Consider the following 19,929-nt stretch of genomic DNA (forward strand, 5'->3'; position numbering starts at 1 on the left):
CCCGACAACCGTCCGAGCCGCAACCGGCAACGGCAAACCAGAACCCTCACCGTCACCATCATCATCGCCAGAGCCAGCGCCGTCATCGTCATCGTCATCGTCATCGTCGCCATCGCCGCCGACCGGATCCTCATCGTCGTCGCCGCCGCCAACAGGATCGCCATCATCGTCGTCTTCGTCATCGAGCCCATTGGTCTCGAAGATGCGCTCCGGAAGATCGGTCATGCCGGTGTTGCGTGCGATGATGTCGGCAAAGTCCTGACCGTCGATGATGTTTTCATAGAAGTCGAAGTTGTCGAACCGGCTGCTGTAGTAGAAGCGATCGGCTTCCTGCAGGCGGTCGAACTGTTCGTGCAGCACGATCCAGAAGGTTTGGCCGACCATGCCACCGTTGATATGCTTCTCGGCAAGACCGCCGACCCAGAGATCGACCCGGTCAATGCCCTTGACCACTCCGGTTCCGTTGGCCTGGATCGCGACCTGGATGCCCGGGTTGATCGCCTGGAACGCGGCGATGTCCTGAGACTGCAGCACGAGATCCGGATAGGCCTGCTTGAACTGGTTGATGATGGTGTTGCTAAGCCCGTTGCGGACCTGGAAATCGTCCCAGGAGGCATAGGGCGAAAGGTTGCCGGCATAGCTCAGGGCTTCCCTGACATAGGGATCCTGGGATGCTGCCAGATCCATGCGGATCTGGTTCAACGTGCCAAGCCCGACATCCCAACCGCGAGCCACGTTGAACGAGAACAGGTCGGCGCTGATGCGAACGAGATCGTTGCGCACGGCATCGACGATGTTGAAGTCCACTTCTTCGGCGGCCTGGGCGATGGTACCACCGAGAATGGCGTTGACGCCGAGTTGTTCGTAGCCGGGTTGCGGGACGTATCCAGGAGGCAGCGGGGCCGTGAAGGCGCCGGCTTCGTTCGTCGGGTTCAGGAACGCATCGAACAGGGCCACCTGCTTCGGCTGCCCATCCGGGCCTATGACCGTCATGGTCTGACCGATCAGCGAATGTCCGACGCGATAGACCGCAGCCGCGAACTCATGCGAGATGCCAGCCGACGCGTCGGGATTGTACTCCTCGAAGCCATGGGTGCCGAGGCCGCGAATACCGCCGATCAGCATTTCCGCGAACTCGTCGAAGACTACGCGCTGATATTCCGCCTCGTTGATCATCTTTGCGGCCTGGTAGAGCTCTTCGGCCGTTCCATCGAAGCCGGCGGCTTCCAGACCTTCCACATGGAAATTGTGGTTGCGGGCCCAGATCGTGTGCATTGAGGTCAGTGCGAAGTTCTCGTTGCCGCGACCGTCGCCGACCACATAGTGATCGAGCGCGCTGATGAAGGGGTTGGCGTCGAGAAGCAACGCATGTGTGCTGCCCATGAAGTTGGACGTCATGGCCGGCAGCATTGCCTGGTTGATCACACCATTGGTCACCAGACCCGCGTAGTAGCTCTGGAAGCTCACCTGGCCACCGGGCAGCGAGGCCGAGTGGAAGACGGTGTTGTTTTCCCAGTGGTGCAGGATCAGTTCGCGCAGCGTCGGCAAGAGCTTGAAGTTGCCGTTCGAAGGATCGTTCGCACCCGCCAGGAGATGTGCGCCGAGCCCGCCGGATCCATTACCTTCGCGAAGGAACTGCCCAACCAGCTCGTTCGAGCCATAGGCCTGGTTCTGGTCGACGAATGCGGAGGTCTTATTGAGATGCTGCGGGACGCCATTGTCATAGGAAACGACTGTGCCCCGGGTCAGGTCCGCCGGATTGCCCGATCCCGGAGCACCGCCGCCCGCCGCACCGATCTGGATCGTGCCATTGCCGCCCTTGCCGAGGAAATCGAGGCCATGGTCGAAGTACTGGCCGAAGGCCATGAAGAAGATGTTGGCATCCTTTTCGTTCTTCGGCAGGTCGGCCTCCTGGCTGCCGAGGATATTGCTGATGTCGCGCGGATCGAGCCCGGCAAAGATCGGGTTGATGTGATTGTTCCCGGTGGCCGCGTCATAGGCGCCGTAGTGCGAATTGGTGATGCGGATGAACGGCGTATCCGCGGAACCCCATTCCGGATTTTCTTCGTTGTTGCCGTGTCCGGAGAGCGTGCGAACGCCGGTGAAACCCTCGCCGTCATCATTCTCGTCGAAGGCCCGCAGCCCGTTGACGAGGTTCTTCAGACCCGCAAGGTCATTCGCGGTATATTCAAAGTGGCCCGAGACGCCCTCATCGTTGCCTTGCGACGGAGGCGTGTTCTGGAATTGCGGCGGGACCGAACCGGTGAAGGTGATCGAATGGGTGCCGTTCGAAAACGTCTTCGTGCCGTTCGCATTGGTGGTCATGGTGTAGTCGGAAATGTTGGTTCCCGGCGCCACCTGCACCACGTCCTGCGGTCGCAGGTTACCGACGATCGTGTCGTTGCCGCCATTGGAACGGAAGAAGATGCGGTGCGCCGACTGCAGTGCGGTGAAGTCCACCGTGTCGTTGCCCTCATCACCGTTGATCGTGATCGTATTGACGCTGAGCCCAGTCGACGAGAAGTCGCCAATCGTCAGAACCGTGTCGGCGCCGGCGCCCGTGTTGACGACGATTTCTTCGATGTCGGCGAGTTCGGCCATGACCGAGGCGAAGTTCGTGCCACCGCGGGTGACGACGATTTCCGTCGCCGCATTGAGGTTGTTGAGATTGTTGCCAGCGACGGCTCCCCATTCGGCGCGGGTGTAGATGCGGAAGACTTCAGCGGTGGCGTCGCCGTTGATCACGACCGTATCGCCGTTGGCGTCTTCGCTTTCACCGTTGATGAAGTCGCGACCCTCGCCGACGTCGACGGTGATCGTGTCATCCCCGGCACCGGCATTGATCGTGTCGTTGCCGCCCTGGCCGTTGATCTGATCGGCGAAGACCGACCCGGTCAGAGTGTTACCTGTGCCACTGCCATTGATGGCGGCGGGAGCCGGCGTGTCGGCGAGGATAAAATCGGCGATGCTGATGTCGTTGGGATCGACGGCGTCGACGAGGATCGTGCCGATCGTCGCCGTGCCGGTCGCGTCGCGGATGGTCAGCAACGTATCATCCGTTCCGGGAACGACCACGCGTGTTTCGAGCACGCGCGTCGCAAAGTTCGCTGCGGTGATACCCAGGCCGCTCAGATCGATGAGGTCCTGGCCCCCGGCCGCGTTGGCGTCGAAGCTGTTGATCGTGTCGTTGCCGAAGTTGATCGTGTCATAGGCATAGACGTCGTTGCCGCTGTTGTCGTTGAAGGTGTCGTCGCCGGCACCGCCGCGCAACTTGTCGTCGCCGTCGTCGCCGTCGATCGTGTCGTTGCCGTCACCGCCGGAAAGCGTATCCGCCCCGTTGTTGCCAAGCATCGCGTTGGCAAGGGCGTTGCCGACACCGGTCATCGCGCCGGCACCGGTCTTGGAGAGATTTTCGACATTGGCGCCCAGCGTGTAGTTGCCAAGCGTCGTCTGAACCGTGTCCGTACCGGCGGACCCGGGTGACGTTTCGTCGACCACATCGCCAACATTGTCGACGACATAGGTGTCGTTCCCGGCGCCGCCGCTCATCGTGTCGGCACCGACCCCGCCGTTCAGCGCGTTGTTGCCGGCGTTGCCCACGATGATGTTGTTCAGGTCGTTGCCGGTACCCATGATATTGCCGGTGCCAGTCAGGTTGAGGTTTTCGACATTGGCCGCCAGCGTGAAGGTGGCGGAACTGTTGACCGTGTCCGTGCCGCCATTGGCTGCTTCCACCACCGTGTCGCCGGCCCCGACGACATAGGTATCGTTCCCGGCACCGCCCGTAAGGATATTTGCGCCGGCATTGCCGGTGATGGTGTCGTCGAAGGCGCTGCCGATGACGTTTTCGATGTCGATCAACGTATCGTCGCCATCGGCGCCACTGGCCGTTCCGGTCGCCAGGTTGACGTTTACCGAACCATTGGCGCCAGCATAGGACGCCGTATCCGAGTCGCCCGTTCCACCATGCAGGCGATCGTTGCCCAACCCACCGACAAGGACGTCGTCTTCGTCCTGGCCAAAGAGCGTGTCGTCGCCAGCTCCGCCAACGAGCGTATCGTTGCCATCGTCGCCATATTGAACGTCGTCACCCGCCGTGGCGAAGACCGTCAGGTTGTCGCCGAGATTGCTGCCGGTCCGGATGGTGAAGGTTTCGTCGTAGGTGTTGAGGAAATCGTCTGTCGAGCGGACGATCAGCGTATAGGTGGTATTGGCCGCCATGGCGCCGACACGACTGACAACGCCCACCGGGGAAACCGTAAAGCCGGCGCTGCTTCCGGGCTGTAGCGAGTAGGTCCAGGCCGTGCTGTCGTCGTCGACCGTCGCAAGATTCGCAATCGCCCCGATCGGCAAGTCGGTGTTGTTCGGATTGATGGCGTTCCAGCGAATATCCGTCGGCGCTTCATTGGCCAGATAGATGCGCGTGCCGTCCGCGAATTCCGCCCATTCGACGTTGCGCAACCTGTCGATGCCGTCGGAGACGAGATTGCGCCCCGTCAGCGGGTCGACGACATTGCTGACGTTGATATGCGAGATGGTCGTCGTACCGTCGGCATTGCGCGTAACCGTGTAGTTCGCGTTGCCGTTGGCGTCGAGGAACGTGTCGTTGTAGTAGGCAGTGTCGACATCACCAATGCCGTCGTCTTCGACGATCTCGCGAACGATGTGCAATTGCGTCGGTACGATCGTGCGGGAGATCATCAGGTCGAACAGCGACTTGCCGACCCAGCTCGGATGGGCGGCGTCAGCGACCGTGAACACATGTTTCAGGCTATCGACCGTCGAGATTTCGTTGGTCGCGATGTTCTCCGCTCCCGGCGCGGTGATGCGGATGCGAACGTTGAGCCAGGCGTCGCCGTCCAGGAAATCGTCGCCACCGTTGCCGCGCAGATGGTCGGAACCGCCACCGCCGAGCAGAATGTTCCCACCGGTAAAGGCGGCAATTGCCTCCAGCTGGGTCTCGGTCGCGCCGCCCGGCGCATTGGCGATGAGATTACCAAGCAGGGTGCGCAACCCCTCTATCCGGTTGACGCCAGCCTGCGACAACTCGTCGTTGAAGAAGATGCCCTCCGTTGTCGCCGCCGTGTCTCCGGGCAGAATGTCGCCCGCGACGCGATCGTCACCGAGCAGGGTGTCGTGATGGTCCCATCCGGACAGGGCTTCGACCTTGTCAAAGCGGTTACGCAGGATGTCTGCCGCCTCGGTGGTGAAGATCGGGATGCGCATGTCGGCATAGCCGTTCAGCGCCATGCCCTTGAAAATCGCCCAGTCGAAACCGAACATGCCTTCGTTGCGCATGACGCTTTCGCCCTGAACCATGATGTCGTCGCCGGATTCGGCGTCGAAGTCATGTTCCTCGTTGCCGGCGAACATGACGTCATGGCCCTTGATCGCGGAGTTGAAGAACAGTTCGGAGTTGTCGCCGGCGGTAGTGTCGAAGCCGCCCCCAGCTTCGATCCAGTCGTTGCCTTCATTGCCGAGCAGGAAGTCGACGCCGTCACCGCCGAGGATGAAGTCGTCACCGGCACCGCCGAAGACTTCGGTGTCATCGACGCCGACGAAGATGACGTCCTTGCCGTCGCCGCCCATCAGGATGTCGATGCCGTTGGAGTTGGCGATCACGTCGTTGCCTTCCTCACCCTTGATGAAGTCGCCGGTGTCGCCGCTATCGGTCAGGATGTCATCACCGCCGCCGCCGTTGACGAGGTCGACACCGGCACCGCTTTCGATGCGGTCGTCGCCGTCGTCGCCCCAGATGGCGTCGTCGCCGAAGTCGGTGATGATTGTGTCGTTGCCGTTCGTGCCGCCGACGACGATATGCTCACCACCGGTAAAGCGCAGATAGTTGGTTTCGATGGCGGCCGTGCGGGGATCGTCACGCACCACCTTGCCCATCCCGATTGCTTCGAGCGCCGGGTCATTGCCCTCCGGATCCGGTTCGCCCTGATTGGCCTGATTGACCTCGAGCACGAAATCGTACTTGGCAAAGGAGTCGACGCCGATGTGGCGGGCGATGATGTCGTCGGCCGTGCCTCGAATGCCGTCGGCGCCTGGCTGTGCCAGCTCCGTATTGGCGAGGATCATCTTCGAGAAGGAATTCTGCTCCAGCTGATTGAGGAAATTCTGACCCTGCGTGCGGCTCAAGTAGTAGAAGCGATCACCGTCCTGCAGGTTCTCCAGCTGCGCTTCGAAGATCGCATTGAAGGTCGAGCCGAGCATGCCGCCGAAGGGCATCTTCTTTTCGGCCAGGCCGCCGATCCACAGGTCGATGTCGTTCAGGCCGCTGTTGCCCGCAGTCCATTCGCCCGTGCTGTTCAGGAACTCCAGGCGATCCGAGGGCACGATGATCGTGCGGGTCCCGCCCGGTGCGCCGGCATCCGCGATGACCTGATTTTCACCGAAGACGATTGCCATTGCGGCGGCGCGCTTGCCTGCAAGCGTTTCCTCCCCGTCCACCAGTTCATGCAGGCCGTAGGCGGCGATGAAGTTTACCACCGAGATCGGGTTCTTGAGGTTGGCGGCAAAGTCTGCCCAGCTGTCGTAGGGCGTGAGGAAGGTGGAGCCACTTGCCGCATAGAGCTGGGCGCGCGCATCGTTCAGCGAGGGGACGCCGGTGTCTCGACCGCGGGCGATGTTGATCGTCGCCAGGTCGAGCGGAAGACCGAGCAGATTGTTGCGCAGCGATCCGACGATGAATTCGTCGATTTCGTTGCCGCGTTCGATGGTCATGCCGCGCACGATGGCCGCGGCGGCTGCATCATGCGAAATCGCGCCGTCGAGATCGAACTCAACCGGATTGAGGAACGCTTCGATAAGCCCGACCTCCGGATTGATCGCAACGCCATTGCCATCGAGACGCGGCATGTTGTCGGACAACATGGAGTGGCCGAAGCGATAGACCGTGTTGGCGAACTCGGCGAAGATTGCCGGATTGATGTCTGTCACGCTGTTGAAGACGAAGGGATCGATCGCCGGCTGGATCTTGCGGGCGAATTCTTCGAACACCAGGTGCTGGTACTGCATTTCGGTGGCGAAGCGGGCCGCCTGAAAAATGCGCTCGCCATCCCATGCGAGGGACTCGAGAAGCTGTGCCCGCTCGACCGGGTCGGCCGGGAAGGTAACAGGAAGCGCGTCCAACTGCTCCTGGGTTAGATCGACGACCAGCCACTCATTGATGAAGTCCAGATCCCGGCTCTCGAGGATCGTCATCTTCTGCATGTCGGTCTGACGATTGTGCTCGGAATGGAAAATATGGTGCACGGCCGTGAGGCCGATGTTCTCGTTGCCGCGTCCGTCGCCGGTGATGAAGTGGCGATCGAGCAGTTCGTTGTCATAGGCAAGATTGCGGCCAGTCTGCGAATTGACCGGAACGTCATTTCCCGTCAGGCCATCGTCATCCTGGCCGGGGTTGACCGTGTCAGGCACGAGATTGCCCTGCGCATCAAAGACCGGCACAGCATTGTGGGCGATGTCGTCCAGGAAGGCATGGCCAATACGGATCGCGCCGGCCGTAAAAGTGTTGACTGGTGCTGCCGGATTGCCCTGAACGACGATGTCGTCGGCAGTATTCGGAATTCCGTCAATGCCAAGTCCCGTGACCAGCAGCGGAAAGCCGTTCGGGCCGCGAATGAACTCGCCATAGGCGTCCGTCCGGATCAGCGGAATGTTGAAAATGTCGGCATCCGTCAGCTGGATGCCAAGCACATTTGCCGCTTGCGCCTTGATATCGGCCCAGGTCGGCAAGCCATTTGCCGAGCCGTCAAGCAGGCGACCAGTCGCAACGGGAACACCGCCGACGGTCGCATATTCGCGCAGGAAGAACTGATGCGACGCATGTGACGTATAGGTCTGGTTCTGATCGACGAACGGGGTCGTCGTATTGGTATGGGAGCTGCCGTCCGGCGTCGCCCGCGTCAGGACCATGAAGCGCAAATGGGCCGGCAGATCGTCGGCAGTGCCGAATTGGCCATCCGCCCCCATGACGAGGGGATCGTCGTTCTGCAGCGGCACATAGACGGTACCATTGTTTCCCTTGGTAATGAGATCGAGGCCATGGTCGAAGAACTGGCCGAAGAAGGTCATCCAGGCGTTGAAGGGTGCAGAAAGGCCTTCGTCCGGTGCCACGTTGGGAATGGACAGGTTGCCTTCATCGCCGATGACCAGCCCGAGTTCCGTTGCAAGAGCCTCCAATGCCGCGGACGGATCCTGAGCCACCAATTCCGCCGCGGCCAGCGCCTCCTCGGCGAGGGTAACGGCATTCGCAGCCTCCTGAATGGCATCGATGCTCGCAGGATTGCCCGGCGTGTAGCCGGCGACCGCCAGATCAAGTGCATCGTTCGCGTCGCTGAGTGCATCTTGCGCAGCGACCACGGCGGCGTCCGCCTGCTGTTGGGTGACACGAGCGGCAAGCAGGCGCTGCATATCACCGTGCGGATCTTCCGATCCGGCAAAGGTCAGGGCGGCAATAACGGCCGCCGGATTGTTGATCGACATGTCGACGATGAGGTTGGAGATGATGCGCGGGTCGGCATCAGCAACGTTACCCGGAGTGCCGTAGTTTGTGTTCGTGACGGGCAACGGCACGCCAGGCATGGGCGGCCCGAAAGACATCGTGTCTCCGTCCCCGTCGTCGCGATAGTCTGCGTCCAGGAGCCGCGGCATCGCCTGGTCGGCCGACCCCCAGGTCTCACGACCGGGCACGATGTTGTTGTAGGTGCCGTCGACGGTGCGAAGACCGTTCGGCACATGCGGATCTGGAATGGCAAGCTGCGCACCGGGCGTCCCGGCAGAGACGACGTTGCCGTCCGCGTCAACATAGATCTGCCTGAGGTCCTGCGCGTTGGCACCGGAATGCGCGGTGGAGTTTCCTTCTGCGATCTTGATCTGGCGCAGAATGAACATCAGGTCCTGAAGATTGAGCTTGAACGCGGCCATTTTCCCCTCCGTCGAGACAAAGCGATCCCGTCGGAAGGCCACAGGCCGTTCCGCTGAAACGAGGTCGCGTTACTGGTACTGGTCGCTATTAGCGCACCGTGGGGTCGATCTGCGTAGAGTACAAAGTCGTGTGAATTTCGCGACCAAGGACGAACCTTGCCGATGACCTTGGTCCCGGCTGTCTTCAGACCTAAGTCCGAGTTTCCTTATGACCATTGGTCCCGACGGGGATACTGTGATTCAATGTATATATTGCCGGCGGAGCAAGCCTGCCATTGACGAACGCCTTGTTAAGGGGTGAAAAATATAATCGCCTGAGCAATGAACCGGGAAACAGTCATGGACCCTGGCCAAAACGACTTTCCATCTGCCAAACAGTTCTTTCCTCTGAGCTTGCGTCGACCCGTCGCCGTCAGAAGTTTGCTTCGGTCCTTTCGCCGCCTGCGCCTGGAAACCCAGTTCATCATCATCGCGACGTTCATTGTTCTGACCCTGATGATCGCACTTGCTGTCCTGACCACGAACCGGCTGGAGAGAACGGTGCTGAACAGCGTTGGTTCGTTGGGAGCGGGCTATCTGGAAGCCTTCGTTGCGCCATTGATTTCGCAGGAGGACATCGAACGCGGCGCCCTGCCCCCGAGCGTCGAGGAGAAGCTTCAGGCCTTGCTCGGGACCAGTGCCCTCGGACAGCACGTGCTGGAATTGAAGATCTGGCAACCCGACGGCAACATTCTCTATTCAACCTCCGGTCAAAGCGTCACCGAAAAGGTCGTCTTCGACGAATTGAAACGCGCGCTTGCGGGCGAGATCGTCGTCGGGCGGGATGAAGAAGAACATGAGAACACGAGCGGCGAACAGCACGGCATGTCCATCGAGGTCTATGCGCCGCTCGTCCGCGACAAAGCAGGCAAAGTCGTCCTCGTCGGCGAATTCTACGAGCGGCCGGATGCGCTGTTGGCGGAGCTGTCGGGCGCCTGGCGTTCGACAATCAATACCGTCCTGCTCCTCACCGTCCCCATGCTTGCACTGCTTTTTCTGATCGTTCGCAGCGGCAGTCGTCTCATCGATCAACAGCATGGCGCGATCAGACGCAGCCTCTCTCGGGCAGTCGAGCTTTCGAACCAGAACCGACGTCTGCGTTCGGCGGCCGATTCCGCCAGGCTCGAGGCTGGGAAGCTCAACGAGATGATCCTCAATCAGATCGGCAGCGACCTGCACGACGGCCCCGTGCAATTGTTGACACTGCTCAAGCTCAGACTGAGTGATATTGCCGACCCTGGCTCCACCGATCAACCTCGCGAACTGGCGAGCAGGCAGGATGTTGGCAAGCTCGTCGCGACCGTCAGCACCGTGCTTGAAGATCTTCGCAACATATCGTCGGACCTTGTGCTGCCGGAACTGGACGAGATGCGGCTCGGCGACGCTATACAGCTGGCAGTCTCGCGCCATATGGATCTGACGGGACGCGATGTCGATGTTGTCGGCGAGATCGAATCCCGCAGACCCGATGGGCATCTGAACATCTGTGTCTACCGTTTCATCCAGGAAGCATTGATGAACAGTGAACGCCACGCACCTGGCAACCGCCAGCACGTGCGCTTCGCCCTGAAGCGTAACCGGTTGTTCGTGAGGGTAGCCGATGTCGGAGTGCGGCCGAGCGAACAGGCACAGCAAAGGACAACCCGTTCAGGTATCGGCACGCTGACCCAAAGACGCCGGATCCGCGCCTTCGGTGGCCGGATGCGCACGATCCGCCGCCACAATGGAACTGTCGTGACTGCTGTTTTGCCGCTTGACCATAGCGCAGGCGCTCTTAACGCCTAGGAAGGCGCCGGCCGGATCGAAACATGGTCTTGAATGCGGGAAAGAGCGCTAGTTGACGCGTCCGGGTGCAACACGGTCGGCATTGCCGTCCCCCAACACACCCAATCGCTGAGCCGCGAGCACGACCTCGAGCCGGTTCCTGGCGTCAAGCTTCTGCATCAGCACGGTCATGTAATGCTTGACCGTCTTTTCGCTGATATCAAGGCAGGTCGCGATCTCACGATTGGTGCTGCCCCGCATCAGATGACGTACGATCTGCTCCTCGCGCAAACTGAGGCGCTGCTGTATCTGTTTCAGCCGGCGCATTTCTATCGACTTCATCGCCATGATGACCTTCGTGGCGAACCCGGCAGAGATAAACACTTCGCCGTCGTGAACGGTGCGGATCGCCTGGTGAAGGTCAGTGGCGCTGCTGCCCTTGAGCACGTAGCCGGCCACGCCGTAATTCAAGACCTGGATCGCCGTCTCGATGCTCGAGTTCGCAGTGAAGACGATAACTCGCGTCTCCTGGTATTTCTGCGCAATCAACTCTATTGCCGCAACCGCATCGCCAGGCATGCTCAAATCGAGCACGAGAACCTGCGGCGAATATTCTTCGACTATTTTCAATGCGTCGACTGCATTCTCGCCTTTGGCGACGATCTCAAGGTCGCTTCTTCCGGCGTACAAACTGACCAACCCCTCCAGCAAGATCGGATGATCATCGACAAAAGCAACTGAAATACACATAATTGCAGCCTCCATCTGTAATAATTTTTACGATATTCAGATGTATTATCGACATTTTATTTCATAATTGCCATTAATTACTACATTATCCATAGATATGTCAGCTAATACTCGGAATCCCATTCCAGTCTTGGGGTCGAATTGCGAATGCTACTGAACTCAGTTCCTTCCCTCTGTACTGGCGCAAAATCAAATCGGGATATCGCTCCGTAGAGGATAGTAGTCCAACAGGTTTTCGTTTTAAAGTGACTGCTTAAATATAGGTTAATTTTGAAAACCTGCAGCAGTCTCGACGAACTCTAGGGCAGCGGCATCGTCACAGGGGATCTTTTCATGTTCTTGACACGCATCGAGCTAGACGATGCCATCCAACGGTGGCGCGACATTCTCTTGACGTCCTTGCCGCAGGATAAGCTGAGTGGCTACGTCGCACTTCGCAAGCATGATCTGACCATCGAGCTTCACAACATGGAAGAGGAGAGTGATCTTCTCGTCTTCGTGACGGATGGTGAAATGTTGATCGACAGGTTCCGGTTGGCCTATCCATTCATCGTGACATATGAAGGAAATCCCGATTATCCACTGGAATACCTGGTTTGGCTTTCATTCCAAATGCAGGCCAACTTCGATCGGCTGGGCGCGCTTGAGATGAGCGCGGCTCATGCAGGCGAAGACGACGAACCGGAAAGCATGGAGGCAGTGGCGCTGGGCTTTTCGCGACAAGCCGACCTCCAAGACTTCATGGCACGGTTTGACGGCAAGGATTTGAGCCGGGATTCGCTGTTTGGCTACGAGGCATATGTGTCTGAGGTGGCACAATTCGGATAATCGCCAAATGAGTGGATACGCACGTACCTGAGCACCCATCACGCTAGACAGGAGCACTTCCCATTCCGTTCGGCAGACCAGCCCCGAAAGCGCGTACGCCGGCATCGAGCGCTTCGGGATCGCGATTTTCGATGCCGTGCAGAATGTCAAGAAGCGGAAACGTCATCCGGTAGAAGCGCATGCGATCCCTTGCCGCGCTGCCGAGCGAAAAGTGCTCAAGCACCAATTCGACGAACCGCCCCCCGAACCCTGCCTCGAGGCTGGCGAAGTCGTAGGCTGGATCGCCAGGGCCGCAACCCGAAAAATCGATGACGCCCGAAAGTCGGCCACGGTCGACGAGTATGTTTCCACTCCCGAAATCCCCGTGAATCAGGCACCGCGGAAGCGTGTCACAGATGGCGAGAAAATCGGAAAAGCTCTCGCGTATAGCGGTGACGGTTCCATGCGCGAGCAGCGGGAAAGCCAGAGTTTCGCACTGCGCCAGAAGTCTGCCCCATTCGGACGAAGGCGCCTCGGCCGACTGGGCCGCCACACGGTCTGTCGGAACCGAATGCAGGGCATGCAGAAAGGCGGCAACGTCCGCTGCGAAGACCCGTTGCTGCCCTTCGCTCAGTTCACTCAGGTTCGTCAGCGGTGTGCCGGCGATCCTGGTGTGGAGCGAGACGAGCTGGCCGTCGACGCGGCGCACATCGAGATCGGGAACCGGCACGGGAAGGAGCGGCCGCACGGCAGAAAGAACTGCCGCCTCCTGCAGGAGGTCGCGTTCGGCGCCCGTATGGCGCGGCATACGCAGGACCGTCCCGCCAACGTCATAGGCGATAGAGTTCTGACCCGATCCGATCGGGACAGCCAGAGCTTTGGATCGCAGGCCGAGTTCTCGCACAATCTGCTTCACCGGCGGCCCGGCGCGAATGGCCTCAGCCTCCCCGGGCATGGATGCGGACGCGACTGGCGCACCAGCTTGATCTTTCGTTGCTTTCATCGATCTCTTTATCACTGTGGACGCAGTGGCATCGCTGTCGTGGAAGGCCGCCGACGTTCTTGGCATATATTTGGCTATCGACTCGCCGGCGGACCAGCCGCGAAACGAACGTGCCTTCAACAATTTCCGGGTCGAGCAGGCATCCAGCAATGTGCAAGATCAAGGGAGACGCCTGCCCTGCCAGGCTGGAACACGTCATTCCCCCGAAAAATCCGGTGCGGCATGCAAAGGATCGTTTACATGAAGTGCGAATAAGCGGTTGCCCGCCCATCGGACGATGCTTAAGCTCCTGCGGCGGCAGTACGCCGCTTCGATCACGAGGACACTATGGCAAGCGGAACGGTTAAATTCTTCAATCAAGACAAGGGTTTTGGCTTCATCACCCCCGACAATGGCGGACCGGACGTTTTTGTCCATGTGTCGGCGGTACAGTCCGGCGGTCCGCTGCGGGATGGTGCGAAGGTTACCTACGACCTCGGCCAGGATCGCAAGACCGGCAAATCGAAGGCGGAAAACGTCCGCCCGGTCTGAGGAAACGCCTCAATCCAATCACTGCCGACGAGGCCTGCGGACACCGCTAGCCTCGTCTCAGCGTTTCCCAAAGGCCAAGTAAAAACCATGACCGCCGTCACCACCATGACGCGCGCCAAGACGCATCTTGCCGTGCTCGTCGTTCTGGGTCTCACCCATCTCCTCAACGATCTCATGCAGTCGCTGATCCCGGCGGCCTATCCGATCCTGAAGGAAGCCTACACCCTGGATTTCGTGCAGATCGGCATGATCACCATGACCTTCCAGATCGCCGGATCGCTGCTGCAACCGGCAATCGGCATGGTGACGGACAAACATCCGGCGCCCTATTCGCCGGTCGTGGGAATGATGTTTACCCTCTCGGGGTTGGTTAGCCTCGCTCTCGCCCATAGCTATGCGGTGATCCTCGTCTCGGTCGCCCTGATCGGCATCGGATCATCCATCTTTCATCCGGAAGCGACGCGCATGGCGCGTTATGCCGCCGGCGGCCGACAGGGATTGGCACAGGGACTGTTTCAGGTCGGCGGCCAGGCGGGCGGCGCGCTCGGCCCGGTCTTTGCGGCACTGATCATTGTTCCCTGGGGACAGCCGAGTCTTGCCTGGTTTGCCGTTCTGGCGTTGCTGGCCATGGCGCTTCTGGTGTGGATCGGCAGCAAGCAGCAGGAGATCAGCGCTGCATTCGCGGCACTGCGGGCAGATGGCAAAAAGTCCGGCGGCGCGGCCCGTCATGCACCAAGGACGATCGGCGTAGCCCTGGTCGTCTTGACGTTGCTGATGTTCACCAAGAACGCCTATGGCGAGAGCTTCCGCTCATTCTACACCTTCTATCTCATGGAGAAGTTCGGTCTCTCCATCCCCTCTGCGCAGATGATGCTGTTCATCTTCCTGCTGGCTTCGGCGGCAGGGGCGCTGATTGGCGGCATTATCGGGGATCGTATCGGACGTTACCGGATCATCTGGATTTCCGTCCTTGGGCCGCTTCCGCTAACACTGATCCTGCCGCATGCCGACCTGTTCTGGACCGGCGTGCTGACGGTCATGATCAACCTGATCATGGCGAGCGCCTTCGCATCGATCCTGATCTACGCCATCGAATTGCTGCCGCACCGCATCGGGCTCATCGGCGGACTGTTCTATGGACTGAATTTCGGTCTCGGCGGCATTGCCGCAGCGCTTCTCGGAATACTGGCCGACAGTTATGGCGTCGAAACGGTCTACTACTTCTGTTCCTTCCTCCCGCTTGCGGGACTCCTTGCGTGGTTCCTTCCCAAAATTGAGGAAGGCCACCCTTGAGGGCAGCGGAAGAACATCCAGTACCGGCGACGCTCACCGCCGGAATGACGCTGGTCAACGTGGACGAGAGCGTGCCGTTGCGGCGTTAGGGCCACCGCGATGTGCTCTTGTCGGCAGGAAGGTTCACGCCGCCTCTGACGCAGCAATCCCGCGCGACACCGGCAGTCGAGATTTCACCGGATGGCGGGCAAGCGATCCGTGAACCAAGTGGGTCTCGAGAGGAGACGAACCGTCGAGACCTGAGGCCGGCTAACCGGCAGCCGTATCCAGCCAGATCGTTACCGGACCGTCATTGGCCAATTCCACCCGCATGTCCGCGCCGAAGACGCCATTCGCAACGGTAACACCGAGGGCCGTGACATTGGCGGAGAAATTCTCATAGAGGCGCTTGCCCTCTTCCGGCGGCGCCGCTGTAGAAAAGCCCGGTCGGTTGCCTTTCGTCTCGGCAGCCAATGTGAACTGGCTAACGATGAGAGCTGAGCCGCCCACATCGACAACCGACCGGTTCATGCGATCCGCGTCGTCTCTGAAGATGCGCAGGTTGGTGATCTTGCGCGCCAGCCATTCGCTCTCCTTTTCAGAGTCGCCTTTCATCGCACACACAAAGATCAACAGACCATTGCCGATTTCCCCCGTCACCCCACCGTCGACGGTGACACGCGCGGATGAAACGCGCTGGATAAGTGCTCTCATGGCAACGAATCTCCCTGTGGTTTTCCGCCTTTATCGGCGCCGGGACTGTCGTGATCAAGCTCTGCCAAAGCCCCGCGCGCCAAGATCGGGAGGTTGAGGTCATGGTCGAAGGCCGCGAACAGGGTAGACGTGCGCTCCCGCCCCCAATGTTATGGAAGGAGGAACATCCATATGGCCGGGACAAGCTGGAGGCTGAGGTCCTGACGACGGGCGAAGAATACCTGAGCCCGAGCCACCAAATAATTGTCAACAAACCCGACGATTATAGTATTCACAATTGTCGACAATTACGTTGACAAGCCCTCTCAATGTGCGATGGTGCGGATCAGCAAGGCACGAGCTAGGGAGGAGCAGTGTTGATGCAAGGTCCTTGGAAGACCGTCGAGACAGCGTATCCGCTGGACTTTTTGCGACGGGCGTACACGCCGACACACGCCGTTGAACCGGCCAGTGTGACATCTTCTCACTCAATCGCCAATTTCCGCGTCCCCATCGAACGCAGCGTTCCGCAACCAGACCCGTGAGGGTTAGCGCAGGATAAGCCTCGGTTCGAGGTGACGCCTGTGCCAAGTCCCACTGGCAGCTGATCGTCAATGGCTTCGGCGCTTCCAGCCGCGCCGCCAAAATTTCACAGCGATACGGATTTCAAGGCTGAAGCCTTGATTACCGCCTGCTCAATGAACTCGACCGCCAGAAGTGGTGATCGAAACGGCGGCGCTCGCGCTGGTTAAAGCTGATCCGGATCCCGCTGGACATCGCCCCGCCGACGGCGATGTCCAGCGAGATCGAGCAGGTCGTGTGCGCGGCCGCATCAAGCCGCGCCACTGGCCGCGCCGCAGAAGATTCCCGTCCAGGGGATAAGTGACTTCAACAAAGGAGAACAGCAGAATGCTCAAGAAATTGATCCTCGCAGCCGCCATGTCGACTGCGCTTTCCGCGGCTGCTCACGCGGAGACGCTCAAATGGGGCTCGTCGCGCGATATCTACTCGCTCGACCCCTATTCCTATGGCGACAGCTACACGCTGTCTTTCCTCAATCACGTCTATGAGGGGCTCGTCCGCTTTGACGCCGACCTGAAGATCGAGCCGGCCCTGGCGACCTCCTGGGAGACGGTATCGGACACGGTCTGGCGGTTCCATCTGCGCGAGGGCGTCAAGTTCCATAATGGCGCCGAATTCACGGCGGACGACGTGATCGCCTCGCTCACGCGGGTCAGCGATCCGGCATCTCCGCTGCGTGGCAACCTTCCCGCCTACAAGTCGGCAAAGAAGGTCGACGACCACACGGTCGATATCGAACTGACCGGCCCCTACCCGCTGCTCTTGAACGACCTGACGAATATCCACATTTTCGACGCCACGTGGCTCGCCGATAACAACTCGCTGAAGCCGACCGACGTCGGCAAGAAGATCGAGGGCTACGCCACCTACCACACCAACGGCACGGGCCCGTTCGAACTCGAAAGCCGCACGCCCGACAGCAAGACTGTTCTCGTCAAGAACACCGAATGGTGGGACCCGGCAAAATCCAACATCGATCGCATCGAGTTCACGCCAATCGTCTCGGCTGCGACACGCGTGGCTGCCCTGTTGTCGGGCGAGATCAACTTCACCGAGAATGCGCCGGCGCAGGATCTTCCGCGCCTGGTCGCGCAGCCGGACTTGAAGGTGATGGAGCGCACCGATCTGCGCACCATCATGATGGGCTTCAACCGCAAACCGAAACTGGCTGACGGCGTCGACAACAAGTTCAACGACCTGCGTGTCCGCCAGGCTGTCGCCCATGCGCTCGACAAGGACCTCATCCAGAAGCGGGTGATGCGCGGCAAGTCGCGGATGGCGGGCGCGATCATTGCGCCGGAAATCCCGGGATATGTCGAAGCACTGGACAAGGTCGTGCCGTACGATCCTGAATTGTCGAAGAAGCTGCTAGCCGAGGCCGGCGCAAGCGATCTCCCCTTCACCCTCGTCTGCACGAACGAGGCCTACGTCAACGAGGAGGAGCTTTGCCAGAGCATCGTCAACATGTTGAGCCGCGCCGGCTTCAAGCCGCAGCTCGACATTGGCCCGACGGCCGCACAGGCGCCCAAGCGCACGGGTGGCCTGTCTGACGTCTACATCATCGGCTGGGCGAACGAGCCGATGCTCGACAGTTACTCGATCCTGCTCCAGATGATCGAAACGAGGAGCGACAAGGCGGGTGTCTTCAACTGGGGCGGCTGGAGCTATCCGGAGATTGACAAGCTGGTCATCCAGGCATCGACCGAAATGGATCGAACGAAACGGCTCGAGCTGCAGACCAAGGCACTCCAGATGGTCAAGGATGAAGTCATCATGTTGCCGTTGCACCAGCAGCCAATGGCCTGGGTGATGAGCAACAAGATCGATCGGATCGCTCAGCTGGCGGACAACAAGCCGCGTCATTGGCTGACCCATTTCGCGGAGTAACTCTCCTGTGCGGAGCCGGAACGACAGGCGTTCCGGCTCCGCACATCCTTTTAACAATTCCGCCGCATTTCCCCGAATCCCTTGCAGCCGACACCAGCGCACAACCGCCCGATCATCGTGCCGACACGCCACAGGCTGCCACCACGGACTTTAGAGTCCCGAGCTGGCCCAGAACACCGCGCATCACGCGCTGCGGCGAAGCCGGCAACACGCGGGTGTCGCACCATCGATCCGGCAATGTCCTCGTCTGCCGGCGCTGCTTGGTCTTTCTCATTCTGGACGACAACACGTCTTCTACAGGCGCATGGCCTTGAAGCCTGCCCTGATCTCCTCGCTGAAGAGTTGCGGTTCTTCCCAGGCGGCGAAGTGCCCACCTTTCGGGGCGCGGTTATAGTAGACGAGCTTCGGATAGGCCTGCGACAGCCATTTCCGCGGTGGACGGTAGACCTCGCCCGGAAAGACGGTGACGGCCACAGGCACCTTGGCCGACGTGAGCTTTGCACCTGCTTTGAGGTTCTCCCAATAGATACGTCCGCTCGAGGGACCGGTATTGGTCAGCCAATACAAGGTAATGTTGTCGAGGATCGCGTCCTTGCCGAGCGCCTGCTCCGGATCGCCACGCGTGAACACCCAATCCGCGATCTTGTCGTAGAGCCAGGCCGCGAGACCCACCGGAGAATCTGCGAGGCCGTAGCCGATCGTTTCCGGACGCGTGCTGAGGATCGAGGCGTAGCCGAAGCCGTTGTTCAGGAAGTCCCTGGTCTCGTCGAAAACCTTCCTCTCGTCGGCAGACATCGTCTCAGGAGCCGGGCCGCCGTCCTTCAGCGCCTTCGCAGCGTCGGCTGGAAGCGTCGTCGACCGCTCCACCCTGTTGACGTGAATACCGAGCAGTCCTTCGGGAGCCTGACGCGCCAGGGCATCGCTGATGATCGCGCCCCAGTCGCCGCCTTGCGAGACATAGCTGTTATAGCCAAGCCGCTTCATAAGGGCGTCCCAGGCGATTGCGATCCGCTGTGCATCCCAGCCAGTCACGGTCGGCTTTTGCGAGAAGCCGAAGCCGGGGATTGAAGGGATCACGAGGTGGAAGGCGTCTTCGGCTTTGCCGCCATGTGCAGTCGGATCCGTCAACGGGTCGATGACATCCAGTAGTTCGAAGATCGAACCCGGCCACCCGTGGGTCATGATCAGCGGAAGAGCGTTCTCGTGGCGGGAGCGCACGTGGATGAAATGAATGTCGAGCCGGTCGATCCTCGTCAGGAACTGCGGAAACGCGTTCAGCTTGCGCTCTGCCCGGCGCCAATCGTAGGAGGACTGCCAATACTGCGCGAGTTCACGAAGCTTCTGCTGCTGGACGCCCTGGGACCGATCCGCGACGGTCGCGCTATCCGGCCAACGTGTTGCGGTCAGGCGCCGTCTGAGGTCGACGAGAGAACTTTCGGGGATGTCGGCCTTGAACGGTTGGATGGCATCGCCCTTCGGCGTTTTGTTCACGATGTCGGCTGCGACGCCGGTTACGGGCAGCACGGCGGCGGATACACCGATCGCGGCGCCCCGAAACAGAAACGAGCGCCGTGTGACTTGCCCGTTAGCCTTGTTTTCCAGGTTCATTTCAGAAACTCCTGTCAGCTCACTCAGAAAGCGCATTGGAGAGATCCGTGCAGGCTCTT

Annotated in this window: 11 protein-coding genes; 5 read left to right on the plus strand and 6 right to left on the minus strand. The window is 60.1% G+C overall.

From position 1 onward, the window contains the following. On the minus strand, positions 1–8,934 hold an 8,934-nt coding region (locus I8N66_RS27340), incomplete at its 3' end, for a peroxidase family protein (RefSeq protein ID WP_291160569.1). A 339-nt stretch (positions 8,935–9,273) separates the two neighbouring features. Here I8N66_RS27340 and I8N66_RS27345 point away from each other — a divergent pair. After that, positions 9,274–10,758 (plus strand): histidine kinase, encoded by a 1,485-nt coding sequence (locus I8N66_RS27345; protein WP_291160572.1) that lies wholly within the window; start codon positions 9,274–9,276, stop codon positions 10,756–10,758. A gap of 48 nt (positions 10,759–10,806) precedes the next feature. On the opposite strand, the gene I8N66_RS27350 is transcribed toward I8N66_RS27345, so the two are convergent. Continuing rightward, positions 10,807–11,487, minus strand: coding sequence for a response regulator transcription factor (locus tag I8N66_RS27350; protein WP_223737527.1), 681 nt, complete (start codon positions 11,485–11,487; stop codon positions 10,807–10,809). 333 nt (positions 11,488–11,820) lie between these two features. Here I8N66_RS27350 and I8N66_RS27355 point away from each other — a divergent pair, with 333 nt between their 5' ends. Beyond that, a complete protein-coding gene (locus I8N66_RS27355) occupies positions 11,821–12,315 on the plus strand; it encodes a hypothetical protein (protein WP_223737525.1) in 495 nt (164 codons plus the stop codon). A 43-nt stretch (positions 12,316–12,358) separates the two neighbouring features. Here I8N66_RS27355 and I8N66_RS27360 read toward each other — a convergent pair whose 3' ends face one another. Beyond that, complete coding sequence (locus I8N66_RS27360; protein WP_291160578.1) at positions 12,359–13,297, minus strand: aminoglycoside phosphotransferase family protein; 939 nt, start codon at positions 13,295–13,297, stop codon at positions 12,359–12,361. 327 nt (positions 13,298–13,624) lie between these two features. Here I8N66_RS27360 and I8N66_RS27365 point away from each other — a divergent pair, with 327 nt between their 5' ends. Together I8N66_RS27365 and I8N66_RS27370 are read left to right on the plus strand one after the other, a co-directional pair. Next, a complete protein-coding gene (locus tag I8N66_RS27365; protein WP_113541248.1) occupies positions 13,625–13,828 on the plus strand; it encodes a cold-shock protein in 204 nt (67 codons plus the stop codon). A gap of 87 nt (positions 13,829–13,915) precedes the next feature. Continuing rightward, a complete protein-coding gene (locus I8N66_RS27370) occupies positions 13,916–15,121 on the plus strand; it encodes an MFS transporter (RefSeq protein WP_291160583.1) in 1,206 nt (401 codons plus the stop codon). 249 nt (positions 15,122–15,370) lie between these two features. On the opposite strand, the gene dtd is transcribed toward I8N66_RS27370, so the two are convergent. Further along, complete coding sequence (dtd, locus tag I8N66_RS27375; RefSeq protein WP_291160586.1) at positions 15,371–15,814, minus strand: D-aminoacyl-tRNA deacylase; 444 nt, start codon at positions 15,812–15,814, stop codon at positions 15,371–15,373. Positions 15,815–16,477: 663 nt separating this feature from the next. Continuing rightward, a complete protein-coding gene (locus I8N66_RS27380; RefSeq protein ID WP_223737518.1) occupies positions 16,478–16,639 on the minus strand; it encodes a hypothetical protein in 162 nt (53 codons plus the stop codon). A gap of 63 nt (positions 16,640–16,702) precedes the next feature. Here I8N66_RS27380 and I8N66_RS27385 point away from each other — a divergent pair, with 63 nt between their 5' ends. After that, entirely contained in the window at positions 16,703–18,262 is a 1,560-nt protein-coding gene (locus I8N66_RS27385) for an ABC transporter substrate-binding protein (RefSeq protein ID WP_291160590.1), read from the plus strand. 294 nt (positions 18,263–18,556) lie between these two features. Here the strand turns inward: I8N66_RS27385 and I8N66_RS27390 are convergent, their stop codons facing one another. Next, entirely contained in the window at positions 18,557–19,870 is a 1,314-nt protein-coding gene (locus I8N66_RS27390; RefSeq protein WP_291160592.1) for an epoxide hydrolase, read from the minus strand. Positions 19,871–19,929: the final 59 nt, after the last annotated feature.

The sequence above is a fragment of the Ensifer sp. SSB1 genome (genome assembly GCF_016652895.1).
Lineage (GTDB): Bacteria > Pseudomonadota > Alphaproteobacteria > Rhizobiales > Rhizobiaceae > Ensifer.